At 70.9% G+C, this 3,576-nt stretch carries 3 protein-coding genes; all 3 read right to left on the reverse strand.

The annotated features are described in order from the left end of the window. A partial coding sequence (gene yjfF, locus ACFUEL_RS36990; RefSeq protein ID WP_380242166.1) for a galactofuranose ABC transporter, permease protein YjfF occupies positions 1-974 on the reverse strand: 974 nt, incomplete at its 3' end. After that, positions 971-2,056: an ABC transporter permease gene (locus ACFUEL_RS36995; RefSeq protein ID WP_380242168.1), complete on the reverse strand. Its 1,086-nt coding sequence runs from the start codon at positions 2,054-2,056 to the stop codon at positions 971-973. The genes yjfF and ACFUEL_RS36995, both read right to left, overlap by 4 nt. Continuing rightward, positions 2,053-3,573: a sugar ABC transporter ATP-binding protein gene (locus ACFUEL_RS37000; RefSeq protein ID WP_380242170.1), complete on the reverse strand. Its 1,521-nt coding sequence runs from the start codon at positions 3,571-3,573 to the stop codon at positions 2,053-2,055. The genes ACFUEL_RS36995 and ACFUEL_RS37000 overlap by 4 nt, the downstream gene beginning before the upstream one ends. Between the last annotated feature and the right edge of the window lie 3 nt (positions 3,574-3,576).

The following is a 3,576-nucleotide window of genomic DNA, read 5'->3' on the forward strand; positions in this document are numbered from 1 at the left end:
GGACAGCGCCGGCGGACGGTGATCAGGCGCTGCAGGACGATGAAGACGAACAGCAGGGCGCCGATCACGATCCGGGTCCACCAGGAGCTGAGGGTGCCCTGGAAGCTGATCACGGTCTGGATCAGGCCGAGCACCAGCACGCCGAGCAGGGTGCCCAGCAGGTAGCCGGAGCCGCCGGTGAGCAGGGTGCCGCCGATGACGACCGCGGCGATCGCGTCGAGTTCCAGGCCGACCGCGTGCAGGCCGTAGCCGGACAGCATGTAGAAGGTGAGCAGGACGCCGCCGAGCGCGGAGCAGAAGCCGCTGATCGCGTACACGGTGGTCTTGGTGCGCTTGACGGGCAGGCCCATCAGCAGCGCGGACTGCTCGCTGCCGCCGAGCGCGTACACGTTGCGGCCGAACCGGGTGTAGTGCAGGACCACGAAGCCGGCGGCGACCACCAGCAGGGCGATCAGGGCGCTGGGCGAGACGAACAGGTCGCCGAGCGGGATCCGGGTCTGCGCCATCGCGGTGTACTGCGGGTCGGTGATGGAGATCGACTCGACGCTGATGGTGTAGCACAGGCCGCGGGCCAGGAACATGCCGGCCAGGGTGACGATGAACGGCTGGATCTCGAAGACGTGGATGATCCAGCCCATCACCCAGCCGCCGGCGGTGCCCATCAGCAGGACCAGCGGGATCACCAGCAGCGGCGGCCAGCCGTGCTGTTCGACCAGCCAGGCGGAGACCATGGTGGACAGCGCCACCACCGCGCCGACCGACAGGTCGATGCCGCCGGTGAGCACGACGAAGGTCATGCCGACCGCGACGACCAGCAGGAAGGCGTTGTCGATCAGCAGGTTGAGCACGACCTGGCCGGAGAAGAACCCCTCGTACTGCACCGAGCCGACGCTGAACATGGACACCAGCAGGACCGCGGTGACCAGCAGCGGGATCTGCCCGCGCAGGCGGGTCAGCAGGGCGTGGGCGTTCATGCGCCGACCTCCCGGTTGGTGGTGGGGGCCGCGGCGTGCGACCGGGTGGTGCGCCGGGTGCGGCCGCCGCGGGCGGCGAGCTTGGCGCGGAAGGCGGGCGACTGGATCAGGCAGACCGCGATGACCACGAACGCCTTGAACACCAGGGTGGTCTCCGGCGGGATGCCGATGGTGTAGACGGTGGTGGAGAGGGTCTGGATGATCAGCGCGCCCAGGACGGTGCCGCCGATCGAGAACCGTCCGCCGTTGAGGGACGTCCCGCCGAGCACGACCGCGAGGATGGCGTCGAGCTCGATCCACAGGCCGGCGTTGTTGCCGTCGGCGGCCGAGACGTTGGAGGAGACCATCAGGCCCGCCAGCGCCGCGCACAGCGCGCTGAACACGTAGACCAGGGCGACCAGGCGCATCGCCCGGATGCCGACCAGCCGGCTGGCCACCGGGTTGCCGCCGACCGACTCCAGCAGCAGGCCGAGCGCGGTGGAGCGGGTCAGCAGCACGGTCGCCAGCACCACCAGGGCGCTGAGCAGGATCGCGAACGGCATGGTCAGCCAGTAGCCGCCGCCGATCATCTTGTACGGGTCGCTGGTGACGGTGATGATCTGGCCGTCGGTGATCAGCTGGGCCACGCCGCGGCCGGCGACCATCAGGATCAGGGTGGCGATGATCGGCTGGACGCCGGCCTTGGCGACCAGCAGCCCGTTGACCACCCCGAGCAGCACCGCGGTGCCCAGCGCGATGCCGGCGGCGGTCAGCACGGTGACCAGGCTGCCCGGGTCGGTGGACTCGCTGATGTGCAGGCAGGCCAGGGCGCCGGCGATCGCGACGGTGGAGCCGACCGACAGGTCGATGCCGCCGGTGGCGATGACCAGGGTCATGCCGAGCGAGACCAGGATCAGCGGGGCGCCGAAGTGCAGGATGTCGACCAGCGAGCCGTAGAGGTGGCCGCCCTGGAGGCGGACGGCGAAGAAGTCGGGGGTGAAGGCGAGGTTGGCGACCAGAAGCGCGGCCAGCACCACGGCGGGCCAGAACAGCCGGGACCGGGTCACCGCCTTCACCGGGCCCGCTGCCGTTGCCGTACTCATTGGTGCGCTCCGCTCGCGATGGTGGCCATGACGCGCTCGGGGGTGAGCCCGCCGTCGTTGTCGAGCTGGGCGACCATCCGGTGGTCGCGCAGCACGCCGACCCGGTGGCTGAGCCGCAGCACCTCCTCCAGTTCGGCGGAGATGAACAGCACCGCCATGCCGTCCTCGGCGAGGTTCGCCACCAGCTTCTGGATCTCGGCCTTGGCGCCGATGTCGATGCCGCGGGTGGGCTCGTCGAGGATCAGCAGCTTGGGGTCGGTGATCAGCCAGCGGGCCAGCAGGACCTTCTGCTGGTTGCCGCCGCTGAGGTTGCGCACCAGCGCCTCGGGGTTGCCGGGGCGGATGTCCAGGGCGCGGATCCACTTCAGCGCGTAGGCGTCCTGGGCGGTGCGCGAGAGCGGGCGGAGCCAGCCGCGGGACGCCTGGAGCGCCAGGACGATGTTCTCCCGGACGGTCAGTTCGCCGACCAGGCCCTCGGTCTTGCGGTTCTCCGAGCAGAACGCGATGCCGTGCGCGATGGCGTCGCGCGGGCTGCGCAGCGCGGCGGCGGCGCCCTCGATCCGCAGCGTGCCGCCATCGCTCTGGTCGGCGCCGAACAGCAGCCGGGCGGCCTCGGTGCGGCCGGAGCCGAGCAGCCCGGCCAGGCCGATCACCTCGCCGGGGCGGATGTCGAGGTCGTACGGTTCGACGGCGCCGCGCCGGGTGAGCCGGTCGGCCTGGAGGAACGGCTTGCCGGTGGGGGCGGTGCGCTCGCGCCGCCGGCCGCCGCCGAGCTGGTCGAGCCCGGCGAGTTCGGAGCCGATCATCCGGGAGACCAGTTCGACCTGGTTCAGCTCGCTGGTGGGGTACTCGCCCTCCAGGCGGCCGTTGCGCAGCACGGTCATCCGGTCGCAGATCTCGTAGACCTGGTCGAGGAAGTGCGAGACGAACAGGATCGCCACGCCCCGGTCGCGCAGCCGCCGCATGACGGTGAAGAGCTGGCGGACCTCGTCGCGGTCCAGGCTGGAGGTGGGCTCGTCCAGGATCAGGACCTTGGCGGAGACGTCGACCGCGCGGACGATCGCGACCAGCTGCTGGACGGCGATGGAGTAGCTGCTCAGCGGTGCGCTGACGTCGATGTCCAGGTCGATCCCGCGGACGAGTTCGGCGGCCCGGCGGCGCATCGCCGACCAGTCGATCAGGCCGAACCGGCGGGGTTCGCGGCCGATGAAGACGTTCTCCGCGACCGACAGGTTCGGGCAGAGGTTGACCTCCTGGTAGACCGTGCTGATGCCGGCCTGCTGGGCCTGCAGCGGGCCGGAGATCCGCACCCGCTCGCCGGCCAGCACCACCTCGCCGCCGTCCGACTGGTAGACGCCGGTGAGCACCTTGATCAGGGTGGACTTCCCGGCGCCGTTCTCCCCCATCAGGGCGTGCACCTCGCCGGGGAAGAGCCGGAAGTCGACCCCGTCCAGCGCCACCACCCCGGGGAACTCCTTGCGGATCCCCCGGACTTCCAGGACCGGTTGCTGCCGCACCCC

It is taken from the genome of Kitasatospora sp. NPDC057198 (assembly GCF_042670125.1).
Classification (GTDB): domain Bacteria; phylum Actinomycetota; class Actinomycetes; order Streptomycetales; family Streptomycetaceae; genus Kitasatospora.